The sequence below is a fragment of the Paenibacillus sp. 1-8 genome (assembly GCF_056316205.1).
Genome location: NZ_CM149995.1, coordinates 4260361 through 4283636, shown reverse-complemented (window position 1 = coordinate 4283636; position 23276 = coordinate 4260361). Strand labels below are relative to the sequence as shown.

The window sequence follows — 23276 nt, the reverse complement described above, 5'->3', positions numbered from 1 at the left end:
TATGACAAAGATAAAAGCAGTTTTCAGTGACATAGACGGGACTTTAATTAATTCAAATCATGTGATAACCGAGAAAACAAAGCTTGCAGTCCAAAAAGCAACAAACCTGGGTGTACCATTTGTCCTTGTTTCTGCTAGAATGCCAAGTGGAATCCTGCCACTCCAAAAAGAATTGGAAATCGATTCACCCATTATTTGCTACAGTGGTTCTCTGGTAATAGACTGTAGGAGTAATACCACTATTTTCAGCAAAGGCTTGCCTCAAGAGAATGTTATTGGCATTTATGAGGCTGTAAAAAGCAAATTCTCAAACATTCATATTAACATCTACAGCCATGATCAATGGATTGTTGAAAATCCACAAAACGAATGGATTGTTCAAGAGCAAAATATCACAGGGGCTCAGCCTACTCAGGCGAACCTTAAAACCTTCATAAACACAAACCCTGAAATGCATAAAATTCTCTGTATGGGTCCGTCTGAAGAAATCGAAGAGCTTGAAGAAGTATTAAAGAAAGACAACGCCGTTCTAACCATCTACAAATCAAAAGACACTTATCTGGAAATTATGTCTGGAGATGCATCTAAGTCTAAAGCAATTCAGCAGATAATCAGCCGTTATGGTTTTAAAAAGGAAGAAATCATGGCAATCGGTGACAATTTCAATGATATTGATATGCTGAAATTCGCTGGGCTGGGCATCGCAATGGGGAATGCGCCTGACGAAGTTAAAAAGTATGCGAACCAAGTGACCTCCAGCAATGATGAAGAAGGATTAAGTTTGAGTTTAGAAGAGAACGTCATCAGCTAAAGGAGTTCGCCAGCGATCGTAAGATCAAATCATTCGCGTAGCGGTGGATCACCAACGAAGTCTGTCCAATCATTCCCCGAGCAGCCTCAAAAAGTTGGCTGGCACCGAAAATTGCTGATTATTAATCATAATCTTCCGAAGCTCTTCCATGGAGTCTTCTTTACCTCGGGCGTCTTTAATCTCCTTGATTTCACGATGCAGCCGTTCCATTTGGAGATCGAGCGCATTAGCGGAATCCGCTGCGTTCTTTAATTCACGTGTCAAGCTTTCGGGAACAGACTGGTTGTATTTATAAAAGATTTTATGCTCCAGACTGGCCCAGAAATCCATCGCAATGGTCCGAATTTGCACCTCCACGCAGACTAGCTCCTGGCGGTCGGACATGAATACAGGAACCTGGATCAACAGATGCAGACTTTGGTAGCCGTTTGGTTTGGGATTTTTGATGTAATCCTTGATTTCCAGCACCTTTAAGTCACTCTGTCTCTGAAGCATGTTACTGACATCATAAATATCCGAAATAAAAGAGCAAGTAATACGCAAGCCCGCGATATCCTTAATATGATCTTTGACAGCATCCAGGGATAACTCGCTATTTTTACGAACCATTTTGTTCATGATGCTCTCAGGGGATTTAAGGCGTGATTTGGTGTGCTCAATAGGGCTGTAATCGTGCAACGCCTGAAATTCCTGCTTTAGTATTTCAATCTTGGTTTCCATCTCGTCGAGCGCAAATTTATAGATTAGCATAAATCGCGTGATGTCATGCTTTAGCTTTTTGAACTTGTCCATCGGGTCTTCCGGATACATTTGTAATTCTCCTCACACATAGATGTCATTAATTTAAAATAATGGAGCTGACGGTTTAAGGTGGGTGGCAGCTGAGCGGCAAATCCCACCCTAAACAAATTTTAAAGCGGCACCGGAATTTTACGTTTTTCTTTAAAATAAACCCATTCCCGGAAGCCAATATCCTTCAGCATCGCCTTCACTTCGTCCCAATCATCGCCTACCCGCGAAGGCTTATGGGCATCTGAACCAAAAGTGACCTCTACGCCAAAATGATGCGCTCTTTCCAAAATGGAGACTGACGGATACCATCCGCCACTGAGCTTGGTTTTGCCTGATGTGTTAATTTCAATCGCTACACCGGATTCTGCAATCACTTTCAAGGTTTCATCAATCGCTTCATCGGCAGGAATATCTGAGAAAGCCGGGAAATTCCCCTTCATCGCGTCGATATGACCCAAAATCTGAAACATACCGCTCCGCGCAGATTCCTGAATGAGCGCATAGTAAGCTTGTTTGACCTCGATTTTGCGTGCATCACTTACGTCATTCCAACGGCTGCGATTAAAAATGCTGTCTCCCTCAACGTTGTGGATCGACCCAATGAGGTAGTCGAACGGATAAGGGGCCAGGGTGGAACGGTACAGTTCTGCATAATCAGGAAAATAATCTGTTTCTAATCCGAGCAACACGTCAATGCGGCCTTCGTATTCCTTTTTAAGCTGTTGTACCTCTTCTACGTACTCGGCAAGCTGGGATTTTGCCATATAAATTTTCGGAAAAGCCTGATCCTGTTCGCTGCCCAGGAAAGGGGAATGGTCCGAAATACCAATCGCTTGTAAACCGGACTGAATGCCTGCTTCGATATAGTCCCGAATATTGCCGTCTGCATGACCGCAGCGGAAATGATGGGTGTGCAGATCAAATTTCATAGGATGTCGTCCTCTCGTAATCAAGGTTTATATTTCGTATGGTGTTCCTAGCGGAGTGCGCTATTCAGAACTGATAAAATTGGTTTCCGGCATACCTTTTAGATCGCTTAGAAACTGCTGCATGGCGGAGTTCAGATATCGGCCGGATTTGTAAATGACACCTACCGGATGGCTAACCTCCAGCTCGGTAATCTGGATCATTTTCAATGTACCCGCACGTAGCTCAGAAGTGACCGATAGTCTGGAGATAATGGCAGCGCCCAGATTAATCTCAACCATCCGTTTGACCTCCTCGCTGCTGGACAATTCGATCACAACATGAGGCACAATTTGGTGTTTTTTAAATACATCGTCCACGAATTTTCGTCCTACCGTATCAGGTGAGAGCAGAATAAGTGGAATTTCCCGAAGAGCTTCAATGGTAGCATGCGGTTGGGAGGCCAGCGGATGAGTAGGCGATACGACAAGCTCAAAGGAATCGTAATACAAAATCGAAGTGCTCAAATTTGGATTACGTTCGATCAAGTAACCGATGCCAACATCAATAAGCCCGTTTTCCACCTGCTGATAAATCATGGAGGAAGCCATGGATTGAATGGAGGTTTTGATGAGCGGGAATTGATCCTGAAAGTAGGAAAGTACACGCGGTAAAATTTGAATGGCGATAGACGTCGTAGTGCCCAGCGCAATATGACCCTGCGGCGTTTCGTTCAGATCGTACAATTTTTGCCGCAGTTCCTCGACAACACTCAAGATCCGCTCTGCATGTTCCAAAAAAACAGCCCCTCGGTCGGTCAGGGTGACGGGTTGGTTGCGGTCGATCAGAATGGTCTTGAACTCGTCCTCCAGACTTTTGATTTGGGCGGATACCGCCGGCTGCGTCAAATTGAGAAGTTCTCCGGCTTTGCGGAAGCTCATCGTTTTGGAAATCATGATAAGTGTTTCAAGTTGACTGATGTTCATGAAGTTCCTCCTCTCTTTTCTTAATTCTATCGCAGCAGTACAGCCTAAGGATTTTTCACAAATCCACCTGTGCATATGTAAAACCAACGTTATGCTTATTTCATTAAATTATAGGTTATTCGAGCGGGAAGGGCAATGAATCGAAGCAGAACGCCGTGAAGTATGGTATATTGGAAAATAAAGACTAAAGTCCTGATATACTTCAAAAATAATCAATCTAAAATCGATAAGAAGTAAAGATATAGGACATTATTCACATTTTTTGTGGTTTAGCTATAAAAAATTACCGGGCAGCTGTCGATAAGTGATAGAGAGAGCATTTTATTGAGGATCGATTCGTTTTACAGTAATATTTAATTAAAAAATTCTAATTTAAATGGGACTTTTGTTGTATGTCTAAAAGCCCATCGTAAAGGGGCGCTTTGATCGTGAAGGCAGAAGTGATAAATCCTTTTTTGGAGTCGGCGCGACGGGTCATTGAACAATTGATCCAAGTATCTCCTTCACCCGGCGATCTTGGTGTGAAAAATGTCGAGCTGGTGGAAGACCATATTTGGATTATGATCGGGATGACTGGACAGCTTAGCGGAAATATTGTGTTCGGTCTGAATGAACAGGTAGCGTTGCGCATGGTTTCGGCGATGATGGGCGGATTCGTTTTGACTGAAATTGATGAGATGGGCAAAAGCGCCATTTCGGAATTGGGCAATATGATCAGCGGTAATGCCAGCACGATTTTGTCCAATCAGGGGATTGTAGTCGACATTACGCCTCCGCAGGTCATGAAGTCGGAAAACTTGACCTCCTTCGTACCTCAGCGTGCCCTTTATATTCCGCTCACAGTGGAAGGAATCGGTGAGCTGGATATTCAGGTGATGATCTCTTAATATTAAAGGAGCAAGTTTCTTTAATGTGGAGGGATAACCGTGAGTATACTGCAGGATAAGATAGTTGTGATTACAGGTGCATCCAGTGGGATTGGCGCCCTTTGCGCTCAATTGTTAAGCGAAAAGGGCGCGATTCCTATTGTGACAGCGCGTTCGCAGGAACGGTTGGAGCAAGTGTCGGCGGGAATTAGCGGCAGGCATGAGCTGATCCCTCTGGATGTCACTCGTCAGGAGCAGGTAGAGGCCGTGGCTGCCCGGGTGCTGGAGCAGTACGGACGGGTCGATATTTTGCTCAACAACGCAGGTTACGGGAAGTTTGAGTATTTTCATGAGACAGACCTGACAGAGTTTGAACAAATGATGGATGTGAACTATATGGGCGCTGTCCGCTGTATCAAGGCTTTTCTGCCGCAAATGACGGCAAGAGGTACAGGCCAGATCGTCAATGTGGCATCCATGGCGGGCAAAATCGGGACAGCCAAATCGTCCTCCTACACAGCAACGAAGCATGCGTTACTAGGGTTCAGCAATGCGCTTCGGCAGGAGCTGCGCGGGAGCGGAGTTACGGTAACGACGATTAATCCCGGACCGATCGACACGCCATTTTTTGACCTTGCTGATCCTTCAGGCGGATATGTCCGTAACGTAGGCTGGTTTATGCTAAAGCCGGACAAGGTCGCGCATCATATCGTGAGAGCGATGGAGCTTCGCAAGGAGGAGGTTAATCTGCCACGGTGGATATCTCCTTTTCTCAAGCTGTATCAGCTTGCGCCCAGACTGACCGACAGACTGGGTCATGGTGTGATGAACAAAAAATAAAGGATGTCCCGCAAACCATGTGATGGTAGAGGGACATCCTTTATTTTTTGTTATTTCGTAGCAAAGGAGGGCGGGGCTAAATATCTGCATTTGGTTGCAGGGATGTTTTCGCATATAATGGAGAGTAACGAATTTACGTATAGGGGTTGGACCTTTTCATGACATTGAATTTTGAATCGCTCGGCATTGAACAAGATCTGTTGACCAAGCTGGCTGAGCATGAGATTACGCAGCCTTCGCCAGTTCAGGCGCAGGCTATACCAGAAATGATGAAGGGCAGGCATGTATTGGCTCGTTCGCAGACCGGCACAGGGAAGACGCTGGCTTATTTGCTGCCATTACTACAAGCGATTGATCCACAGAAAAAGGCTACGCAAAAGCTGATCCTGGCTCCCAGTCAGGAGCTGGCGATGCAAATTGTACGCGAAGGTCAGCGTTATGGGGAGCATCGCGGCATCCGTGTGCTCGGCCTGATCGGTGGAGCGGCAGTCAAGCGCCAGATCGAGAAGCTGAAGGACCATCCGCAGCTTGTGGTCGGCACACCGGGACGTGTACGAGAACTTATCGCTTCCAAGAAGCTGAAAATGCACAACATTACAACCATCGTCATCGACGAGGTGGATCAGATGTTCCAGCTCGGCGGAGCAGGCGATGTCACGAACATCCTGAGCACCGCTCAGCGTGACCGTCAGTTAGTATTTCTGTCCGCAACGCTGAACGACGAAATTCAAGCGCTGGCCAAGCGGGAAATGAAGGATTACGTGGAAATCGGGATTGATCCCGACCAGAAGACGGCCAGCGGTCTGGAGCACTATTACTTTGTATCCGAAGAACGGGATAAGGTGGACATGCTGCGTCGACTGGTGCGTCATTTTAATCCGAGAAAGGCGTTGGTGTTCGTCAATACCACCAATGCTATCGGGGAGATTGAGGCCAAGCTCAAGCATATGGGACTGACTACAGCATCCCTGTACGGTGATGCGGACAAAGTTACACGTACCAACGTGCTGGCCCAGTTTCGTGCGGACAAGCTCAAGGTGCTGATTGCTTCCGATGTGGCAGCCCGTGGTCTGGATATTGAGGGACTGGAAATGGTGATCCATTTTGATCCGGCTACGGACAGTCAGGCTTATGTTCACCGTGCAGGACGGACCGGACGGATGGGGCGCAAAGGATTGGTTGCGTCGGTTGTTACCGACCGCGAAACATTCATCATGCGTAAGTTTTCCCGTGAACTGGGCATCGACATTGCAGAGCGTGCGTTGCACGGAGGGCGGGTTGTCGTGCCGCGTCCGGTGGATGCCAAGCGTGCGCCTGTAAGGCCATCCGAAGCGAGAGCCACTTCCGACGGAGCAGCCACGGAAAGCCGCAAGGCACCTGCCCGCGGTGAGAACGATCGTCCTGGCAGAACTGCGGCAAATGGCTCGGCTCCAGGTAAGGGCAAAGGAGCAGCTTTATCCAAAGCAGGGAAAGCGCAGCGAGAGCGTGATCGTAAAAACAAGGGAGCACCAAGATGGCTGAAGGAAAAAGGGTCAAAACCGAACGGATAAGTGAGAAGAGGGGGAGCCATGGAACAACAGCCTGTATTGCAAATTAATGGACTGACAGGCGGATACAGCGCCAAGCGCCCGGTGCTGCACCAGATTTCTCTGGATGTGAAGCCGGGCGAAATGGTGGGGCTGATCGGTCTGAATGGAGCCGGAAAAAGTACGACGATGAAGCATATTTTGGGACTGATGACACCGCAGGCGGGAGAAATCCGCGTGCAGGGACATAAGCAGGCGGAAAATCCCGAGCAGTATCAGGGAGCCATTGCTTTTGTACCCGAGTCTCCAGAGCTGTATCCCGAAATGACCGTGATGGAGCATATGGAATTCACCGCCAGAGCGTATGGAGTCAGTGAAGCTGATTTCCGCACCCGCAGTGACCAAATGCTGGACTTGTTCCGTATGCGGGATAAGAGCGGAAGCATGTCGATGCATCTCTCCAAAGGGATGCGCCAGAAAGTGATGATTATGTGCGCATTTTTGGCGGGACCGCCGCTATATGTCATTGATGAGCCATTTTTGGGTCTGGACCCGCTCGGTATTCGTTCCCTGCTTGATTTTATGCTGGAAATGAAGCGCTCGGGCTCGTCCATTTTGCTCAGCTCTCATATTTTGTCCACGATTGAAAATTATTGTGATCGTTTCATTGTGCTTCATCAGGGTGCCATCATTGCACAGGGTACGCTGGACGAAGTGACAGCACAGGCGGGTAAGCCGGGCATGCCGCTGGAAGATGCATTTTATGAGCTGGTGCAGGGCAGGGAATGAGCATGGATTTGCAACGCTTGCATAAAGAAAGACGTGTTGCGTTCTGGGGACAAGTGCTGCCTTATCTCGGCTATGTCATTCAGAGCGGCCTGGCGGTCGTCTTCGGCTTTGCGCTGATTGCCTTTGCCGCGTGGTACACGTCGCTGATTATGCATATCCCGCCGGATTTGCCCATCCGCTGGATTATGCTCATTGTAGCCGTTCCGGTCGCTCATGTAAGCTTCCGTACGTATTTGAATGAAGCCGATATCGTCTTCCTGCGCCCGCAGGAGCATGCGATGCATCAATATTTTAAGTCCAGCCGTATCCGTGGCGTGGTGTATAAAATATTCGGCCTGCTGTTGCTGCTAGTGATCGCGTGGCCACTGTATATCCGCAGCGATACTGCGCCTAAGCCACTGCTGCTGACCATACTGCTGTTCGTGCTGCTGAAGCTGCTGTTCAGCTATGGCGGCTGGCAGGAGCTGCGCATGGTATCGCGCGGCGCAAGTATAGGGTATCGTCTGCTTCGCTGGGCGCTGGCAGTGCTGCTGGTAGCCGCATGGCTGTGGCAGCCTCCGCTGCGCAGCTTGCCGTTTATCGTGCTGGTGGGTGTGGTGTATGTGCTTGTCCTGCGTTTTCCGGTCAAGCTGCTGGTGGCATGGGAAAACCTGATCCGTACAGAAGGCATTCAGGCTGCCCGTGTAATGCGTACTTTGGGCTGGTTTGTTGATGTGCCGGCCCTTACGCAGAGAGTGACTCCGCGTCGCTGGTTGTCCTGGTTGGGTGGTAACATACCGTGGGACAAAAAGGGAGCTTATCGTTACCTGCTGTTCAAGACCTTTGTGCGCACAGAGCCTGTGGGGATGGTCATACGGCTGGGTATCCTTGGCCTGTTGATTATATGGATCACGCATACGAGCTGGATCGGTATCGCTGTGTATTTATTTTTTATATTCCTGATCGGCGTGCAGATTACTTCGCTAAGGCAGTACCACAAGGATTCGCTATGGCTTCAGCTCTATCCGCTTCCTGCCCATACCCGTCGTGCGTCTTTTCTGGACTTTGTTGTCCGGCTGCTGTTGCCGATTGCGGTCGTCCTGTGGCTTCCTTTTATGTTGAGAGGAACTGAAGGGCTGATTTCCACGCTGCTTACGCTGGCTGGTGGAGTGCTGGTGGTATACCTGGTTCGAGGCGCTCAGGCGAAAAAATGGCGTCTGGACGGTCAAGATGAGGAAGAAGTTTGATCCTGTGTGTATAAAGTAAAAACAAAGGCTATTCCGTAAGCAGCAAGCGCTGTTTGCAGAATAGCCTTTTTGCGTGGGTACTGCTATGGATCAGCCGTGGGCGCAGATGTCATTCTGCTTAAATAAAAATCGTTTTGCTGATGATTACTAACAAAATGAACAGTACCAGAATCGTTCCTGTGCTTGTGAATGCGCCGAAACCACCGTAACCGCCTCTTGTTTCTTCTGCTCCCATGCTCATTCTCCTCTCGGTCATTGTGATGTAGGATACACCGTATATTATGAAGCGGGTTTTCGGATTGCGTGGGCCAATGTGGAGGTGGATTGCCGGATCGCCTTGTTTTTTTCAGCGGATATGGGGGGATAGAGAGGAAAAGCCACGTTTTGTCGAGAATAGAAGAAGTATGTAATCATTATCACTTGGAAAGTGGGAACGACGAGATGCTGGCAGACAAGCTGCTCGTGAATATATTTCTGGTTTTTGTACCCTTGCTGGTGTACAGCGCTTTATCGGATCATCGACATATGAAACAGGCCCCATTGCTCATGGGAGGGGTGCTGGGTATCTCTTCTGTGCTTTGTCTTATTTTCTCGTATAGCTGGTACGGCTTGTTTTGGGATCTCCGATATGTTCCGCTGATCCTCTCCGTTTTATATTTTGGCCCCGTAGCAGGACTGGTGAATATAACACTTATGGTGATGGCCCGCATTTATGTTGGACCTGATTCCATCGGGGTGGGGCTGATTTGCATGCTGTTATGTTATCTCGGACCTCTCTTGGCGAGAAAAAGATTTATGCAGCTCAAAGGCATGCTGCACCGGGTGTTGATAAACTTGCTCATGAGTGTGTGGATGAATGTGATCATGCTGGTTATTCTTATGTTGCATTCCTGGGCCAACGGCAGACTGGATGAAGATGAAGCCGAGTTGATCAAGGGGGTTATCTGGTTTGCTATAATTCAATTTCTAAGTATCGGGGCCGCCTCTTGCTGGATGGAGTTTAGTCTCGAACGGGAAGAGATGCGAAAAAAGATCAAATATGCTGAACGTCTCAATACGTTAGGGGAACTGGCCGCCTCCATGGCTCACGAAGTTCGTAATCCGTTGACGGTCGTTAAAGGGTTCCTGCAAATGGCCCAGTCGGGGCTGGAAGGAAAAAACCGCAGATATATGGCGTTGGCGCTGGCAGAGGTGGATCGGGCCGAAAGAATTATTAGCGACTATTTGAATTTATCCAAGCCGCAGATTGGGAAGACGGAGCTGATGGATCTGTCCGGCATGGTTCAACAGATTGTTCTGCTCCTGAAACCGATGGCGACCAAGCAAGGCGTAAGAATGCAGACGGAGCTGAGGAATGAAATATATCTACATACGGATCGTAATCAACTGTTGCAGGCGCTAATTCATATCACGAAAAATGCGATTGAGGCTGCGGAAGATGGAGGCAAGGTATACATAAAGCTGGCAGTTCAGGAAGAGAAGGCTTGTCTGAATATCAAGGATACTGGAAAAGGCATGAGCCCGGAACATCTGGAACGGGTAGGCACTTTGTTTTTTTCGACCAAAGAAGTAGGGACAGGGCTGGGAACGGCAGTCTCCTTTCGCATGATCGAAGCGATGAACGGCAGTATACGGTATGAGAGCGAGCCGGGAGCCGGTACGGAGGTTATCATTTTGCTGCCGCTGGCACAAGAATCTTTGCGGGCTGCTGAGGGATAAGTGCCTCGAGTTGTGAATGAATCGTTCAGCAGGGGATATAAAAAACGGTATGCCGCAACATCCGGCACACCGCTTAATCCAGCTATACGTCTAACCAGTTAATACCGACCGATTAGATTAGGGGTTCAATAAGTCTTGCACACCACGATAAACAATGTCGTACAAGTCTTCCAGATATTCTTCCTCAATACAGGAAAACGCGATACGGAGATCATGCTCACCCAGCGCAATCGTTCCCACACCATATTGCTCCAGCAGATATGTGCGCAGTTGTTCGGCGGACAAGCCGTTCAGCTTGAGACACATGAAATAACCCGAATTGAAAGGATAGTAGCTCCATACATCTCCGTATTTTCCGCTATCAAGTAACGCCTTGACCTTGTTGGCCCGGCCTTTCATGATTTGGAACTTTTCTTCCTTCTGTTGCTCAAAATCCGGTGATTTGAGAGCATCCAGCACGAAGGTTTGCGACGGGTGAGGGCCGCTGGAAATCGTTGCCCGAATGATTCCCAATGTTTTTTGCTCCAGTGCGCTCAGTACATCTTGATGTTCCGAAGCAAAGGTAATAAATCCGACACGGAAGCCCCACACAAATTCTTCTTTGGTAGCTCCGTCAATTTTGACTGGTAAAATTCTTGGATGAAGTCCAGCCAATTGGCCGAATAGCGATTCATGCAGCGAATCCTCGAAGAACAGGCCAAAATAAGCGTCATCCGTCACAACTACAACATTGATGCCTGCTTCTGCTGCTTCCTGAATGGCAGCAACAATCGCTTTGCCTTCTTCGATTCCGGGTGTATAGCCGGTCGGGTTGTTCGGGAAGTTCAGCACAACGATCGCTTTCCCGTATTCCTTCTGCGCCAGCAGCGCTTCGCGTAACCCCTCACTATTAAAACGTTGATCCTCTGTAAACAACGGGAAATTCACCAATCGTCCATGACGGCGAATACCAAAGGTCAGCTCATAATTTTCCCAGTTTTTATCCGGATAAATGACAGCATCCCCTTCATCCGTAAACAGGTCAGCAACGATGCTCAAACCATGAGTCAGCGCGTTCGTAACCACAGGTAGGCCGTAGCTTTTTCCAGCGAGCGACGGGTTTTCCTTCAGCATTTTTTCCCGCCATACACTACGCAGTTCGGGCTTGCCCGCAGGAGGCGCATAAGGGTACAGGTCCTTGGGGCTGTATGCAGACAGCTTCTCCTGAATGACCTGCAAATGCATAGGACCGCTACCCTCGGTAGCAATACCAATTGTAGCGTTGTACTTTTTAGCAAGTTTCCCCGCCTCAGCCGATTGACTTAAAATTCCTTCTTTTGGGAAATAAATCTCTTTACCTAAAAGAGAAAGCATTTCATATACATGCTCGTTGCCTGCCTGAATGTTGCGGTTTAACTGCGCTGCCAGTGGATTCATTCCGGTTTCATCCTTCCAAGTCATTTTGATTACATATTATAGCATTACACACGGTAAGCGTCACGCAAAAGCGTCAACGAAGCCTTCCTGACCTGCTGGAGCATGAATCCATGGGGAGGGACGGCTTTATTTTTTTGCGTAATGGCTGTTCTGCGCTTATATTATATTTAACGGGATCTGGGACAACGAAAGAATAGCATAAGGAGGTGCAGATTTTGCTGGATACGTCTGCGTCATCGTTCATCCTGTTGCCCGCCTTTGCCAAAATTGTGTGCGAGCCGGGCTGGAAATGGCAGGTGCGCGAAAGGCCGATGCCAAACTATGATTTATTTTATGTATGGAGCGGTGAAGGAACGGTTGTATTGAACGGGGAGTCCTATCCGGTAAGCAAAGGAAGCTGCTTCCTGTTCAAGCCGGGGGATGATACGAGTGCCACACATAACCCGCAAAAGCCGCTAATACTTACCTATATTCATTTTGATCTTACCGAGCAGCCGGAGATCATCCCTGCCAGCTATCGTATGCTGGAGGAAACGGTCGAGGTGGAGCATATGCTCGCCAGGTATGTTCGTCTGCGCCTGGAGCGTGCCTACGGAGCTGAGGAGGAAGGCAGGATGATCCTGAAGCAATTGATGATTCATCTACTGCGTGCCGACCGCAAGGAGCCGCAGGAGCAGCCGGCCAGCCACCAGCTAACCGAGGTCATTCGGGAAACGGCCAACTATGTGCGTCAGCATCCGGGGCTTCCTCATCGTGTCGAGGATTTGGCGGCACGGGCAGGGTTGTCATCACGTTATTTTTCGATCAAGTTCAAGGAGCTGCTGGGCGTTTCTGCGCAATCTCATATCATCAGCATGCGAATTGAGCGCGCACAGCATCTGTTGCTGTATGCCGGAATGAATGTGACTGAGGTGGCAGAGGCTTTGGGATACCGCGATATTTTTTTCTTCAGCCGCCAATTCAAGCAGTACACGGGGAAAAGTCCGTCCGAGATCAGGTAAGGAATGAGCGGGTGGTTCTGAGGATCGTCATATAACGAATAAAAAAAGATAAGCACATATGAAAGAGGACCCGAGCAATTTTGCCGGGTCCTCTTTCATATGTGTTGTCGTAGTCATGCTGTAACGGCAAACTCGCTTACGCTTTGGGAGCCTGCCGGAAGCAACCGAGACGCTGCCCCATTCTTACTACATCCCCTAGCTTCAACGCAGAGTCAGGATCAAAAGTGCCGTTTTCGGTCAGCAAAACGACGGTTGAGCCAAACTCGAAATATGCGAGATCGTCGCCTTTTTCCCAGGAGACGGCTTCATCATCGGTATATTTGATGCTGCTTACATTCATCGCGCCAACCTTGACGACCGCCACCTCGCCGTATTCATGGGCAATGTACGTAATCTGCCGTTCATTGCGGCTCAGAACTGCTCTCATATGCTGTAAGCCGAAGTCATTCACCGGATATACCTTGCCGCGCAAATACTCCTTCTCCACCAGTGTACCGGATACCGGCGCATGAATACGATGATAATCAGTCGGACTGAGATACAGTACAAAGGCGTAGCCATGCGTGTATTTCTCAAGACGCGGCGAACGGTTAAGCAGCTCATCCAGTGTATAGTCCTGACCTTTGACATTCAAAATCGTGCCGGACGTAATTGGGCCAGTGAATGTAATCCGCGCATCCACCGGACTGGTCATCACCTCGGTGTTCGTATCAATCGGGCGCATGCCCGCTTTTAATTTGCGTGTAAAATAGGCGTTCAGGGAAGGATATTCCTTCCATTCCTGCTCAGCCTCATGCGTCTGGATCTGGTACGTACGTATAAAGGTGGGGATAAAAAGTCGGCTTGCACCGCTTTGCGCGAAGGAACCCACAACCCGGCACACCCACTTGCGCGATGATAGCTCGGTCATGAGCCGCAGCCACTGTTTTGCCATTTCAGATCCCCCTTGTTCATTTCCGAGCCGTCTTGGCCGGAACCTGTCAGACCGCTCTGAACTATATTGACACAGAATGTGACGTAAATCAATACAGTGGACGGTCGGTGTCTGCCGGGGGCATCCGTTCGAGAAGCCAACGCGCGTAAGCCATCGGCTGAGTGTACGTTTCTTTCCAGACATTGTTCATGCCTGCCTGGCTGAAGCCGTAGCGCTGATCGCGGCCGTTGCATTCGATAAAAACAATTTTTCCTTCCTGCGTAATGCCCAGGTCCAGACCGACGTCAGCCAGCCGGGGAAGGTTTTGTGCCAGCCGATGGACGATTTGCAGCGCTAGTCTTTCCAAGTCATTCATCACACGGGCTGCGTTCCATGGCTGAGCCGTTTGTACCTGTGACAGTACCTCCAGCAAGGAACGGGCTGAGCCACCCTGCGCCACGTTGGAAACGAAGGTGTGGGAGGGAGCAATTTTGGCAAACATGCCCGTTACGCTCCAAATGCCGCCATATCCGCGTTGAACCGTCACGCGAATATCAAAAGGACGGTTGTTATACAAAGCGAGCGGCAAAGTTTCCTGCACGATATGAGGACTATGCAACAGCCGCTTGTGCAGAAATGAAGGCAGTTCTCCGGCGTGCAGGCGCAGTGTGGTCCAGCGATCGGGTACAGCGGGATGTGCGCATTGTAGAGTCCAGTCACCACGGGAATGTCTCAGACGCATAATTCCTCTGCCGATGCTCCCGCTGCTTGGCTTGATGACGACATCTCCGGTCTGCTTCATCAAAGTACGAATTGAAGCCAGGTTGCCTTGCAGCGTTCGCGGAAGATGGGGGTGCAACAGAGGGTCTTCCTGCAATATCGAATGTATGTGGTCCTTACGGAAACGGTTTTGTTCATTAAAGATATAAATTCCATTCTGCACCAGTCTGTTGATCTCACTGGCGTTTTCGTTTTGCCGATAGAGGGTTCGATTGTGGATGACCCGTGGCAACGGGAGAGTCATCTGCTGATAGCCGTTGCCGTGTTTAACAAAAGCCCGGCATGTTCCGGTCGATATATGAATATCCTCCAAACGAAGGAAGCAGGGGATGAGCTCATAGCTCAACCCAGCGTCCTCGTAATTGGCGAGTGATTCATATCCCGTCCTCATGGCGGGGATGCCCCGGTACGTTGCCGGGTTAAGCATGACGCCGACATGCAGCATGGGTATGTCCGCCCTTCCTTGTTGTGACTCCAACTGACAATTCAGTGGTTCTAGTCCATCATATGTATCAAAGATCGGCCAGGCATGGACGGTAGCCTTGCAGCTTGCCCAAAGTGAGAAGCCAGGCACCTTTCAGGCAGGGAGGCGATATGATACACCATGAGTGTTGAAGAGAATTTGCAGGAGAGCGCTTGAATTAGAGAGGAAAGAAGGTGCAGGGCTGATGCAGAGGCCGAAGGTAGCAGTCGTTACACCGGGCTCTTTTGTTATACCTTCGCCCCGCAGCAGCTCGGTGGAGCGGGTTATTGCCCATATGGTACCGTTGGCCAGCGATAAGCTTCAGGTACAGATATATGGCATACGGGGAAAAGAGGTACCGGATAACGCCGATGTGGATGGGGTGCCCTGCATACGTTATAAGCGGGGGCCAAGGTATATTTCCGAGGTGATTGCCGACCTGAAAAGATGGTCACCTGCGGTGGTGGATGTACACAACCGCCCGGCTGCGGCATATGCGATCCACAATGCTTTGCCCGATAGCCGGATCGTGCTGACTTTGCATTCGACCACTTTCATCCGGGAGCCGTACCTCAAACGGAAGGAAGTGGATCGACTGCTACAGCCGATGGAGCGGATCATCGTGAACAGCGCCTACATGCGATCAACCGTGGCCGCTGACAGCTCTGATGCTGTCAGGGAACGTATCGCTATAAATGAGCTGGGTATTCATCCCGGCGATTTTCTGCCGCGCTGGACACCGGCGGCAGAAGCGGTCAGAGCCGCGCGGCTGAACGATTACGGCTGGGCAGGCCGCCGCATCGTACTCTACGCGGGCAGGCTGGTGCCAGGCAAGGGCGTTCATCGGCTGCTTAAGGCCCTGCCACGCATCGCCCGTGCCTGCCCCGATGTGCTGCTGCTCATTGCGGGCAGCGCCTATTACGGGCAGGACCGCCTCACACCTTACTCGACGTCGCTGCATCGGCAGACGCGTAAGCTCAGGATGGGAAAGCATGTCGAATTTCTCGACTATGTTCCTCATCCAGCTTTGGCCTCGCTGTATCAGTTGGCCGATGTAACCGTTGTTCCTTCGGTGGGAGGTGAGGCCTTCGGGCTGGTTAATCTGGAAGCGATGGCCGCAGGTGTACCTGTGGTCGCTTCCCGTACGGGCGGCATCCCGGAGGTTGTACGGCACGGGGAGACGGGCTGGCTTGTTTCGCCATCTCCGGGGGAGCAGGAAATGGCCGCTGCCGTCATCGGACTGCTACAGCAGCCTGACTTGCGGCGGCGAATGGGGGAGGCCGGGCTTGCCGAGGTACGAAGACGATTTTTATGGCAGCATTCAGCACAGCGCTGGGCGCAAATTATGCTGGATTGCGTAACGTAGTGACGTGAGCCCAGCTATGAGCATAGGCTATCCTATAGGCATTAGCCATGATTCCCAGCCGGGTGAATGAAGCGGAGCGACCGCTGGTTCACTTCTGCTAAAGGAGTGGTCATTATGAACCATCGTATGAACCATAATAGTAAGGATAAAAGAACAGTGCGGCGTAACCTTTCCAACGCAGTTCCTTCCCCTCGTATAGACAAAAATAAAACGGCTTCCCCATCCGGCAACAGTAAACCGATCCAGCGGGAGACGGTGAGTGTAAAGTCTATCGTGGAAACCCAAGCTCAAGCCCATGACCTTATTGCTGTGGATGAAGCAGCATGGAGGAAGCACAAGCTTCCCAAGACGTTGGAGGAAGCCATGTTGATGAACCGGGGGTCTGTACTGCTGCTGTCTGTGCCAGAGGCGGATATGGAACTTGGGATGGAAGACGGCCTAACGTCTGTAATGTCCAAAGGTCAGACGAAGCAGGAATCGTTGCTGGATTGCTCCATTACCAGTATCCACCTTGCTGAAGGCAGACATCGCCCCAAGCAGCAGCGGGTAGCGTTGTCCGCTGACAAGCCCGCTGCTGCTCTTACGGATGATGGCGAATCTCCACTTAACGCGACCTATGATGACGGGCTTTTCCGTGAGCACACATTTAATTCAAGAGCAGCTTCAACACGGTTTGGCAGCATTCCTTTTCACATTCCCGCAGAAGCTGCCAGGGATGAAGTGAGCATTGTGTTTGAGCAGCCATTCAAGGACACACGTTATGCAATCACTGGTAATGCGAGCATACCGGGGGTAACGGTATCTGTCACGAAATGTCAGAGAGATTCGGCGGTGTTCACGGTGGAACGCGGACACGCAGGCTCGGTTTGTGAAGGTTTGATTCTGTGGATTGCAATCGGACACGATTAAAAGACGCCTGCACAGGATTGCAAATTTGCCTAAAACAAGAAAAAGGCGTCCCGATGAAGGGACGCCATACATAAGGGGGGAAGGGGCGCAGACTTGTACACTGCACCCCTATTTTTTTCGTCCATTTTATGAGCTGGGTTGGATGACAGCTGCACAACGACAATGGTCTATGGACGAGGATGAATAAGAGGGATTGCAATTATGATTTAGTTAACTCCTACAGCGTCAAAAGATTTGGCGGCTGCGGTTGCTTGCGCTGAATTCGCACCGTAAAGGTCTTTTGCTGCTTGCACCACAGCGGCGCGTGTATTGGAGAAGTTGGAAGTAGAAGTCAGGTAGTTTGTAAAGGCACTATAGTAAATTTGGACAGCTGCGTCGCGACCAATTCCACTTACAGTTACGCCATGGAAAGTGCCACCTTGTGCCAACAGATAGTAGGCTTTATTGATAATACCACTGTTCGTATGAACGCCACCGTTATCGGAGCTGCCTTTATACAAGTCGGAATAGTGATCTGGTTGATCGTACAGGGTAGGATTGGACATAGAGCGCAGAGCATCACCCGCAATGCTTGGCGTATAAATATCATCGCCTATAAGCCAGTTTTTACGCTGGATGTCATTGCCGATGATGTCCGAGAAAGCCTCGTTTAATGCACCGGATTCCCCGTAATAATCCAAATTTGAAGTATACTCTGTAACACCGTGCGTGAGTTCATGACCTATCACATCGGGATCACCACTGAAAGCGATAAATGTGGTACCGTCCCCGTCTCCATAAGTCATTTGGGAGCCGTTCCAGAAGGCGTTGTTGTAGCGGCTACCATAATGGACCGTCGAACGGAGTTGCAGGCCACGTCCGTCAATACTGTTGCGCCCGAATTTGTCTTTATAATAGTCATACGTTTTCGCGGCATACGCATGGGCATCCACTCCGGCCGGATCATTCCACACGTTATCGGCATCCGTCAGGAGCGTACCTGGAATGGTTTGACGGTTGGAGGCCGTGTAGGTCACGATACCGTTCCCGCGAGTTGTATCTCTTAACTGATAGCTACTGCCGGAAGCGGTAGTGGTGAACGACTTGGTATCACCCAGCACGCCTTTACCTGTGCCTGTCGCTTCATTAATGATGTCATACTGGAATACGATTTTGCCATCATTGGCATCAATGATGTAGCGAGTACGCAGTGGCGCAGGCTCTAAAATATTGACTTCTGTCACATAAACCAGCTGCAGGTTATCCCCATTAGGATAGAAGTACAGCTCCGCTTTAGGATCTACTTCAGGCTGCAGATTAGCAATTTTGGCAATGGAACTTTGTGCTTCTACAGCTTCAATTTTACTGTCCTTCAAATCTGCAGCTTTTTCAAGACTCAGCTTGTCCTTATCAATAGAGGTAGTTTGTTCGTTGTTAGCAGCTTCCGCGTAAGTGTCTTTACTTACACTGCTTTGCTTTTCAGCATCTGTAGAGATCGTATCGTCGGAGGAAGGGAGGGCTTGAATCCGTGTAGCTGCTTCTTCATAAGCGGTATATACGGCCTCGGTAGCACTGATTTTCGGAGTTGTACCTTCCGTAGCTTCTTGCTGCTGATCCTCAGTAATCACGGCCCCCAGATAGGAGGTGACTTCACCAGATTTGCCCACATGAATCGTCTGTTCAGCTCCATATACGGGAATCCCGTTCACATACTGTTTCAGCCGATAATGACTTACACCGGATTTGTCGCTTGTACGATCAGTGATGCGAAATTGATCACGGACACTGGTGCTGTCCGTACCTAGCAACGTTTTCTTTTGTCGATTCAAATAACTCCATACAATGTCGTCACCCGACACCGATGAAGGGGCCTTCCATTGCTCGGTGTGGAAGGTTGGTGTAAGCTGACTTGGCTCTGAAACGGAACTTTCCGCAGATGCACCAGACGCTACCGACCCTAATAACATAGCTCCTCCAAGAAGCGAAACCCATACTTTTTTCATTTAAAATTCACTCTCCCCGGTTAATGTCAGGATGAAGTCCATCCTGTTAAGAAATAGGCATTGTGCCGTTTATGTTGGTCGTGTTGTCGTCTGGAACATGAAGAAAATGGAACGTGAAGAAGAAAAAACGAAGTGTCTTTCATGAAGCGTGCGTGAAAAGAGGGTACTGCATGTGAAGCTTACAGTCTGAAAAGGTGACAAACTCCTCCTTTCCTGTCGTATAAGTAAAAGTGGAATAAAGGCGGATAATGGAAAAAAGTTGTCTTATGCAAAAAAAACCAATGTTGATTTTTTGAACTCCCATCATCTGGCTCTGATATTAGCACAGAGAATGACGGACGAGAAGATGTATGTCACAAATTTATCCAAAATGATTCTTTAGACCCTAATAACTAATTTATTTAATAGGATTAATAATAAATGTCAAATAAAGTCGTAAAATGCAATGTCGAAAAGACTCCACGCTTGCCGTTACACACGGGTTTTAGAGCGCATAGGTTATGTTGAACTGTCCTAATTATGCTGTCTATCCATACAGCAGCAAGGGAGGTGAGGTGGGAGCATGAGGAAGCAGGCAAGATATGGATTCAAGGCCAATCGCAGGCGGCATTCCAATGCGCATGACCCCTACCCGAAGGTGTGGCTGCCTGTACGAACGCCATCCGTGCATATCACCCCAACCCCTGTAACAAGGAGGGGACTAGGCACAGAAGCAGAAGTACAGACAGGTGAAGAACGGCCACCCGGTTCGTCTTCGGCGGGAAAATTGCTCGTATCCGTCATCATTCCGGCTATGAATGAGCAAAAAACGATCGGGGCTGTAGTCCGTGAGGCACGCCGTGTTCATCCACATACCGAGGTCATCGTGGTCGAGAACGGATCAAGCGACAGGACAGCCAAGGCGGCAAAAGCAGCGGGTGCGCGCGTGCTTTCCTTCCCGCAGCCATTGGGGCATGATATTGGCCGCCGAGTCGGAGCGGAGGCGGCTTCCGGGCAGGTACTGCTTTTTCTGGATGGCGATATCGTCATTCCCTGCGTCAGACTCAAGCCATTCATACAAGCCGTATGTGCGGGAGCGGATGTTGCACTGAATGATTACCATGGGCCAGTAGACCGTACGTCGGTGCATCCTGTGGTTGAAGCAAAGCATGTATTGAATATTTTGTCGAACCGTGCTGATTTAGGAGGGGCGTCTATGACGGGAATCCCGCATGCCATAAGTCGAAAGGCCCTGGATAAAATAGGTCTAAAGCCCTTGGAGAAACCTCCGTTATTTCAGGCCATGTCGATCGCTTCCGGCTTGCGGGTGGTGACTGTTCGTGAAATAGCCGTGGGTAAAGTGAATGCGACCCGCAAAAAAATGAACGGTAGGGACCCGCTTGTGGATGTGGTTGTACAGGATCATCTTGACGCGATTGCCTGGCTTACATCACATCTGGGGACGCGTGCAGGGTATACGGATTTGAAGCGCAAACGGATCAGAGACGAGGTGAAGCCGTGAGCAGAGTGTATCGCAAAGGGAAGCGTGATGACCGAAGTCGGGGCATACGACGTGCTCAGCGAAGACATGGAACAACGACAGCGATGGACAGCCGCAGGGTGAGGAAACCCGCGCCCCGACGTGGGGAAATGTCCGAAGTGAATCCTGCGGAGGTACGGGCATTGCCCGGAGATACCCTGCTGCGGGGGACGGCCGCCGCAGTGGTCAGCGTCTGCAACGAGGAATCTACGATTGGAGGGGTGCTGAGCGAGCTGGAAAAGCTGCCGCTTACGGACATCATCGTCGTATTGAACGGTTGCACGGACGGCACACGTTCTATAGTAGCGAAGCATCATCCGGGTGTGACCCTCGTCAGCGTGCCGGATCGGCTCGGGCATGATGTCGGACGGGCGGTAGGCGCACGTATAACGCAGGCTGATATCGTGCTGTTTGTGGACGGGGATCTTCCGATTCCTGCGGCTGATTTGCTGCCTTTCCTCAACGCAGTGGATCAAGGAACGGATGTGGCGCTTAATGATCTGAGCAGACATTTGCCACCTTACTTCAGGCAGGACAGCGTGACCCGGTGCAAAGGGTTCCTGAACTGCGTGCTGCGCAGGCCGGATCTGGGAGCAAGCTCCTTGACCGCTGTACCGCACGCGCTATCACGACGTTCGCTGGAGCTGCTCGGAACAGCCATGCTCGCTGTTCCGCCGAAAGCCCATGCTATGGCGGTGCTGCACGGTATGAAGGTGACGGCAGTACATGCCGTCGACGTCATTGGAACAAACCGCAAGCGGGCTTTCAATATCGGCAAAGGGAATGTCATGGAGCAACTGATCGTCGGCGATCATGCGGAGGCACTGGCTGCGGTGTTTCAGGTAGCTGGAGCTTCCCCGCTCGGACCTGTTCCAGCGCGGGCCGACGTCGCCAAAGGGAGGAATGCACGATGAGTCTGACGAGCATTATTATTCCGACCTATAACGGTCTGCACCTGCTCAAGCCGTGTATTGAGGCGATTCGGACACAAACAGCAGATGTGCCTTATGAAATTATTGTTGCAGACAACGCTTCAAATGACGGAACGGCTGATTTTTGTGAAGCCGAACGGCTGATTAGTATCCGTCTCCCCAAAAACCAGGGTTTTCCGGCAGCTTGTAATCAAGGGCTTCGGCTGGCTTCGGGTGATCAGCTCGTCATTTTGAATAATGATGTGACGGTTACACGGGGATGGTTATCCAATATGCTGGTTGCATTGCGAAGCCAAAGCACAGTGGGACTGGTGGGACCAGTGACGAATTATGCTAGCGGTATTCAGCAGATTGACGGATTAGCAGGGGATTTGGATAGCTGTCTCCAGTTTGCAGAGCAGAATAATGCAAGTAATCCGTCCAGATGGCAGGAGGTCAAGCGGCTGGTCGGGTTTTGTCTGATGTTCCGGCGTGAGCTGATGGAACGGATCGGATTACTGGATGAACGGTTTAACCCCGGGCATTATGAGGATGACGATTATTGTCTGCGCGCACGTGTACATGGCTACAAACTGTTGATGTGCAGTGACTGTTTTGTCTATCACCAGGGGAGTGCGAGCTTTTCACGCTCGGAATCTGCCTGGGTCGAAGAGTTGATTGAGCGGAATCATCGTTTGTTTATGGACAAATGGAACATAGACCCCAGAGCGTTTATTGAGACTGGAAATAGCGGAGCTTTAGGCACCGAACATGCTGTCGAAGGAGGAAGGAAGATATGAAAGGGGTTATTCTCGCAGGAGGAACCGGATCGCGCCTTCATCCGTTGACTTCATTACTCAACAAGCATCTGCTTCCGGTCGGCAAGTATCCCATGATTGTGTATGGCATCGAAAGACTGCGACAGGCGGGGATTACCGATATGCTTCTTATTATTGGCAAACAATCGGCCGGGCTGTACACCGATTTTCTGGGCAGCGGCAGCAATTATGGTGTCCAACTGACGTACCGGATTCAGGAAAAGGCGGGCGGCATTGCAGAAGCGCTCGAACTGGCAAAAAGCTACATGGAGCCAGGAGAAAAATTCACTGTTTTGCTGGGTGATAATTTGTTCAAGGAAGATCTGGGACCTGTTATTGAACGGTTCGGGCAGCAGCCTCCGGGGAGCGCCAGAGTATTGTTAAAAAAGGTGGCAGATGCCCACCGCTACGGAGTACCTGTGTTTGATCCGGAGCGGCCAGAGAGCATAGCGCGGATTGAAGAAAAGCCGCAGCATCCCCAGTCCAGATATTGTGTAACCGGCATTTACATGTACGATACCGCCGTGTTCGATAAGATCCGGCAAATTACGCCTTCGGCGCGTGGTGAGCTTGAAATCACGGATGTAAACAACTGTTATGCGGCTGAAGGCAAGCTTGAATACGACATTTTGCGGCGGTATTGGAGCGATGCAGGGACCTTCGATTCCCTTCAGGAAGCCGGGGTGAAAATGAAAGGGCTTCTGCCCTGACCTCAGCGATACACCTTCCGGCCGGGC

General features: G+C 50.0%; 22 protein-coding genes. 14 read left to right on the top strand and 8 right to left on the bottom strand.

Annotation, left to right across the window (positions count from 1 at the left end):
• Position 1 precedes the first annotated feature (1 nt).
• Entirely contained in the window at positions 2-811 is an 810-nt protein-coding gene (locus AC0WRU_RS19700; RefSeq protein ID WP_192510660.1) for a Cof-type HAD-IIB family hydrolase, read from the top strand.
• 69 nt (positions 812-880) lie between these two features.
• On the opposite strand, the gene AC0WRU_RS19695 is transcribed toward AC0WRU_RS19700, so the two are convergent.
• The 3 genes from AC0WRU_RS19695 to AC0WRU_RS19685 all read right to left on the bottom strand — a co-directional run bounded on the left by AC0WRU_RS19695 (position 881) and on the right by AC0WRU_RS19685 (position 3495).
• Positions 881-1621 carry a GTP pyrophosphokinase gene (locus AC0WRU_RS19695; protein ID WP_476126028.1) on the bottom strand — a complete coding sequence of 247 codons (741 nt, stop codon included), beginning with the start codon at positions 1619-1621 and terminating at the stop codon, positions 881-883.
• 101 nt (positions 1622-1722) lie between these two features.
• A complete protein-coding gene (locus tag AC0WRU_RS19690; RefSeq protein WP_476126027.1) occupies positions 1723-2532 on the bottom strand; it encodes a histidinol-phosphatase in 810 nt (269 codons plus the stop codon).
• A gap of 60 nt (positions 2533-2592) precedes the next feature.
• The gene (locus AC0WRU_RS19685) at positions 2593-3495 is read right to left on the bottom strand and encodes a LysR family transcriptional regulator (RefSeq protein WP_476126026.1); all 903 of its coding nucleotides are present in this window, start codon (positions 3493-3495) and stop codon (positions 2593-2595) included.
• Positions 3496-3923: 428 nt separating this feature from the next.
• Between AC0WRU_RS19685 and AC0WRU_RS19680 the strand changes: the two genes are divergently transcribed.
• The 5 genes from AC0WRU_RS19680 (at position 3924) to AC0WRU_RS19660 (ending at position 8742) form a co-directional block, all read left to right on the top strand.
• Complete coding sequence (locus tag AC0WRU_RS19680) at positions 3924-4382, top strand: chemotaxis protein CheX (RefSeq protein WP_476126025.1); 459 nt, start codon at positions 3924-3926, stop codon at positions 4380-4382.
• A 39-nt stretch (positions 4383-4421) separates the two neighbouring features.
• Complete coding sequence (locus AC0WRU_RS19675) at positions 4422-5201, top strand: SDR family NAD(P)-dependent oxidoreductase (protein WP_476126024.1); 780 nt, start codon at positions 4422-4424, stop codon at positions 5199-5201.
• Between the two features lie 158 nt (positions 5202-5359).
• Positions 5360-6751 carry a DEAD/DEAH box helicase gene (locus AC0WRU_RS19670; RefSeq protein WP_476126023.1) on the top strand — a complete coding sequence of 464 codons (1392 nt, stop codon included), beginning with the start codon at positions 5360-5362 and terminating at the stop codon, positions 6749-6751.
• An 18-nt stretch (positions 6752-6769) separates the two neighbouring features.
• A complete protein-coding gene (locus AC0WRU_RS19665; RefSeq protein WP_025685414.1) occupies positions 6770-7516 on the top strand; it encodes an ABC transporter ATP-binding protein in 747 nt (248 codons plus the stop codon).
• Positions 7517-7518: 2 nt separating this feature from the next.
• The gene (locus AC0WRU_RS19660; protein WP_476126022.1) at positions 7519-8742 is read left to right on the top strand and encodes an ABC transporter permease; all 1224 of its coding nucleotides are present in this window, start codon (positions 7519-7521) and stop codon (positions 8740-8742) included.
• Between the two features lie 118 nt (positions 8743-8860).
• Here AC0WRU_RS19660 and AC0WRU_RS19655 read toward each other — a convergent pair whose 3' ends face one another.
• Complete coding sequence (locus tag AC0WRU_RS19655; protein WP_209440990.1) at positions 8861-8977, bottom strand: YjcZ family sporulation protein; 117 nt, start codon at positions 8975-8977, stop codon at positions 8861-8863.
• 149 nt (positions 8978-9126) lie between these two features.
• On the opposite strand from AC0WRU_RS19655, the gene AC0WRU_RS19650 reads away from it, so the two are divergent.
• A complete protein-coding gene (locus tag AC0WRU_RS19650) occupies positions 9127-10461 on the top strand; it encodes an ATP-binding protein (protein WP_476126021.1) in 1335 nt (444 codons plus the stop codon).
• A gap of 117 nt (positions 10462-10578) precedes the next feature.
• Here AC0WRU_RS19650 and AC0WRU_RS19645 read toward each other — a convergent pair whose 3' ends face one another.
• Positions 10579-11877: an aminotransferase class I/II-fold pyridoxal phosphate-dependent enzyme gene (locus AC0WRU_RS19645; RefSeq protein ID WP_025685411.1), complete on the bottom strand. Its 1299-nt coding sequence runs from the start codon at positions 11875-11877 to the stop codon at positions 10579-10581.
• 215 nt (positions 11878-12092) lie between these two features.
• On the opposite strand from AC0WRU_RS19645, the gene AC0WRU_RS19640 reads away from it, so the two are divergent.
• A complete protein-coding gene (locus AC0WRU_RS19640) occupies positions 12093-12878 on the top strand; it encodes a helix-turn-helix domain-containing protein (protein WP_476126020.1) in 786 nt (261 codons plus the stop codon).
• 136 nt (positions 12879-13014) lie between these two features.
• On the opposite strand, the gene asd is transcribed toward AC0WRU_RS19640, so the two are convergent.
• On the bottom strand, positions 13015-13812 hold the full coding sequence (gene asd / locus AC0WRU_RS19635; RefSeq protein ID WP_025685409.1) for an archaetidylserine decarboxylase: 798 nt from the start codon (positions 13810-13812) through the stop codon (positions 13015-13017).
• Positions 13813-13900: 88 nt separating this feature from the next.
• The gene (locus AC0WRU_RS19630; RefSeq protein ID WP_476126019.1) at positions 13901-15016 is read right to left on the bottom strand and encodes a YheC/YheD family endospore coat-associated protein; all 1116 of its coding nucleotides are present in this window, start codon (positions 15014-15016) and stop codon (positions 13901-13903) included.
• Between the two features lie 223 nt (positions 15017-15239).
• On the opposite strand from AC0WRU_RS19630, the gene AC0WRU_RS19625 reads away from it, so the two are divergent.
• Together AC0WRU_RS19625 and AC0WRU_RS19620 are read left to right on the top strand one after the other, a co-directional pair.
• Complete coding sequence (locus tag AC0WRU_RS19625) at positions 15240-16400, top strand: glycosyltransferase family 4 protein (protein WP_476126018.1); 1161 nt, start codon at positions 15240-15242, stop codon at positions 16398-16400.
• A 114-nt stretch (positions 16401-16514) separates the two neighbouring features.
• Positions 16515-17309 (top strand): WIAG-tail domain, encoded by a 795-nt coding sequence (locus tag AC0WRU_RS19620; protein WP_476126017.1) that lies wholly within the window; start codon positions 16515-16517, stop codon positions 17307-17309.
• 206 nt (positions 17310-17515) lie between these two features.
• Here the strand turns inward: AC0WRU_RS19620 and AC0WRU_RS19615 are convergent, their stop codons facing one another.
• Entirely contained in the window at positions 17516-19291 is a 1776-nt protein-coding gene (locus tag AC0WRU_RS19615) for a M4 family metallopeptidase (RefSeq protein ID WP_476126016.1), read from the bottom strand.
• A 562-nt stretch (positions 19292-19853) separates the two neighbouring features.
• Between AC0WRU_RS19615 and AC0WRU_RS19610 the strand changes: the two genes are divergently transcribed.
• From AC0WRU_RS19610 to AC0WRU_RS19595, 4 genes are read left to right on the top strand one after another with little or no spacing between them, the layout of a single operon-like run.
• On the top strand, positions 19854-20792 hold the full coding sequence (locus AC0WRU_RS19610) for a glycosyltransferase family 2 protein (RefSeq protein WP_476126015.1): 939 nt from the start codon (positions 19854-19856) through the stop codon (positions 20790-20792).
• Positions 20789-21724: a glycosyltransferase family 2 protein gene (locus AC0WRU_RS19605; protein WP_476126014.1), complete on the top strand. Its 936-nt coding sequence runs from the start codon at positions 20789-20791 to the stop codon at positions 21722-21724. The genes AC0WRU_RS19610 and AC0WRU_RS19605 overlap by 4 nt, the downstream gene beginning before the upstream one ends.
• Positions 21721-22521, top strand: a complete 801-nt coding sequence (locus tag AC0WRU_RS19600; protein WP_476126013.1) for a glycosyltransferase family 2 protein — start codon at positions 21721-21723, stop codon at positions 22519-22521. The genes AC0WRU_RS19605 and AC0WRU_RS19600 overlap by 4 nt, the downstream gene beginning before the upstream one ends.
• The gene (locus AC0WRU_RS19595; RefSeq protein WP_025684992.1) at positions 22518-23249 is read left to right on the top strand and encodes a sugar phosphate nucleotidyltransferase; all 732 of its coding nucleotides are present in this window, start codon (positions 22518-22520) and stop codon (positions 23247-23249) included. The genes AC0WRU_RS19600 and AC0WRU_RS19595 overlap by 4 nt, the downstream gene beginning before the upstream one ends.
• Positions 23250-23276 lie beyond the last annotated feature (27 nt).

Coding starts and splice junctions, on each gene's coding strand:
- AC0WRU_RS19700 (WP_192510660.1), top strand. CDS start 2: ATGACAAAGATAAAAGCAGTTTTCAGTGACATAGACGGGACTTTAATT.
- AC0WRU_RS19695 (WP_476126028.1), bottom strand. CDS start 1,621: ATGTATCCGGAAGACCCGATGGACAAGTTCAAAAAGCTAAAGCATGAC.
- AC0WRU_RS19690 (WP_476126027.1), bottom strand. CDS start 2,532: ATGAAATTTGATCTGCACACCCATCATTTCCGCTGCGGTCATGCAGAC.
- AC0WRU_RS19685 (WP_476126026.1), bottom strand. CDS start 3,495: ATGAACATCAGTCAACTTGAAACACTTATCATGATTTCCAAAACGATG.
- AC0WRU_RS19670 (WP_476126023.1), top strand. CDS start 5,360: ATGACATTGAATTTTGAATCGCTCGGCATTGAACAAGATCTGTTGACC.
- AC0WRU_RS19665 (WP_025685414.1), top strand. CDS start 6,770: ATGGAACAACAGCCTGTATTGCAAATTAATGGACTGACAGGCGGATAC.
- AC0WRU_RS19660 (WP_476126022.1), top strand. CDS start 7,519: ATGGATTTGCAACGCTTGCATAAAGAAAGACGTGTTGCGTTCTGGGGA.
- AC0WRU_RS19655 (WP_209440990.1), bottom strand. CDS start 8,977: ATGGGAGCAGAAGAAACAAGAGGCGGTTACGGTGGTTTCGGCGCATTC.
- AC0WRU_RS19645 (WP_025685411.1), bottom strand. CDS start 11,877: ATGAATCCACTGGCAGCGCAGTTAAACCGCAACATTCAGGCAGGCAAC.
- asd (WP_025685409.1), bottom strand. CDS start 13,812: ATGGCAAAACAGTGGCTGCGGCTCATGACCGAGCTATCATCGCGCAAG.
- AC0WRU_RS19630 (WP_476126019.1), bottom strand. CDS start 15,016: ATGCTGCATGTCGGCGTCATGCTTAACCCGGCAACGTACCGGGGCATC.
- AC0WRU_RS19625 (WP_476126018.1), top strand. CDS start 15,240: ATGCAGAGGCCGAAGGTAGCAGTCGTTACACCGGGCTCTTTTGTTATA.
- AC0WRU_RS19620 (WP_476126017.1), top strand. CDS start 16,515: ATGAACCATCGTATGAACCATAATAGTAAGGATAAAAGAACAGTGCGG.
- AC0WRU_RS19615 (WP_476126016.1), bottom strand. CDS start 19,291: ATGAAAAAAGTATGGGTTTCGCTTCTTGGAGGAGCTATGTTATTAGGG.
- AC0WRU_RS19610 (WP_476126015.1), top strand. CDS start 19,854: ATGAGGAAGCAGGCAAGATATGGATTCAAGGCCAATCGCAGGCGGCAT.
- AC0WRU_RS19600 (WP_476126013.1), top strand. CDS start 21,721: ATGAGTCTGACGAGCATTATTATTCCGACCTATAACGGTCTGCACCTG.
- AC0WRU_RS19595 (WP_025684992.1), top strand. CDS start 22,518: ATGAAAGGGGTTATTCTCGCAGGAGGAACCGGATCGCGCCTTCATCCG.